We start from the raw sequence: 1,574 nt of genomic DNA on the forward strand, positions 1-1,574 counted from the left end.
GGAGACCAGCTATGAAAAGTCAAGAGGAAAATAGCAGGAAATTCGATTTTTAGTATCTGTGGTAAAAAGGGTAACTTTAATAGAGCTCCCTTAAAGGCGCTTTTTCAAAATCTACAGATTGATAGTATCAGATCTCTTAGTTGAGATTAAATTCTACATCATCAGTCATCATCTTCCAGATGATTCTGACTAACTTGCCGGCACAATGTCCAAGGGCATTGTAATGTGTCCGGCCTTCAGCCATCTTGGCATCATAATAAGCCTTGAAGGTTGCATTGTTCCTAACAACATTGTGCGCTGCATTCATAAGCGCGTACCTAAGAACCCTAGAGCCTCGTTTAGACATCCTGGTATTCTTAGCATTAAAGTTACCAGACTGATGAACAGAAGGATCTAGACCAGCGTAAGCCAATAGTTGTTTAGGTTTACCGAATCGATGAATGTTACCAATTTCACCGAGTATCATTCCACCGTTGATGTATCCGATGCCTGGAATGGTCATGATGACTGAATCATTGAATTTCATGATATCGGTCATCTCAGCTTCAATACTTTTTAATTGGCTATCCAATAACTCAATTTGTGAAATGGCGTGGGTTATTTGAATAGATACAGTACTGTCACTGTTACCGACAGACTTCTGTGCAAGAACTCTTAATTCTTTTGCCTGTTCTTTCTTGAAATGACCGTGGGAGGAAACTTCAAGTAGATGAGCAAGATGGGTCATGTGCATAGAAGCAATGTCGCGTGGTGCAGGTGCCTCTTTCAGAAGAGCATAGACAGATTTCTGGTGCAGTCCTGACTTGAAGAAGTACTGCAGTTCAGGAAAGACTTGGTCAACATAGGAAGTCAGCTGGATTTTTAACCGTGTCCGCTGCTTAATGGTTTTCTGACGAAAACGACCAAGGGTCTTTAGGTCCATGATGTCGAGATCATAGAAGGTGATGAATCTGAAAGAGTTTTGCAACATTAAAGTTTTAGCAATAATGTAGGTGTCGACTTTGTCCGTCTTGGTTTTGCGAATGTTGTTTTTTCGCATGGAAGACGTGGCAAGGGGATTAAGAACACACACCTTGTAACCAGTGGCGACAAGGAATCGGACCAGGTTGTCACCATAGTGCGCCGTCGATTCAAGACCGATGATGAGGTTGTCCAAACCGAAGGAATCGAGTTTGAAGATCAACAAATGGAAGCCATCACCGTCATTCGTAAATTTGAACGGCTCGATGAGTATTTCACCATCAGAAGATAGGACTGAGGCAAAATGGTTGAGTTTAGCAATATCAATGCCAACGTAAATCATGAGGTTGTACCTCCCTTTCTAAAAGTCTGATACCGTGATATCCACCAATAATTATCATCGTAGACTTGATTGAAATAAGTACTCAGGAGAATGAACTCCGACGGCAACATCCAGCTTATAAACAATTCAGATAAAGATAGCGGCAATACACTCCAGTTAAGTAGTCGAGCTACAGGGAAAAATCAAAAGTCCACAGTATCTGATTGTATTATAACCACGATATTAAAAAGAAAGGAATATGATGTTTTAAGTTCTATAAACATCATACAAG

Annotated in this window: 2 protein-coding genes; one reads left to right on the plus strand and one right to left on the minus strand. The window is 40.7% G+C overall.

Annotated features, from left to right (window positions below):
* Positions 1 to 136 precede the first annotated feature (136 nt).
* Positions 137 to 1,303, minus strand: a complete 1,167-nt coding sequence (locus P0N36_RS15260) for an IS110 family transposase (protein WP_275843744.1) — start codon at positions 1,301 to 1,303, stop codon at positions 137 to 139.
* A gap of 90 nt (positions 1,304 to 1,393) precedes the next feature.
* On the opposite strand from P0N36_RS15260, the gene P0N36_RS15265 reads away from it, so the two are divergent.
* On the plus strand, positions 1,394 to 1,574 hold a 181-nt coding region (locus tag P0N36_RS15265), incomplete at its 3' end, for a hypothetical protein (protein ID WP_275843745.1).

Source organism: Petrocella sp. FN5 (genome assembly GCF_029210395.1).
In the GTDB taxonomy this organism is placed as follows: Bacteria; Bacillota; Clostridia; order Lachnospirales; family Vallitaleaceae; genus Petrocella.

Excerpts from the sequence above, each read along its gene's own strand:
- P0N36_RS15260 (WP_275843744.1), bottom strand. The coding sequence starts at position 1,303 with ATGATTTACGTTGGCATTGATATTGCTAAACTCAACCATTTTGCCTCA.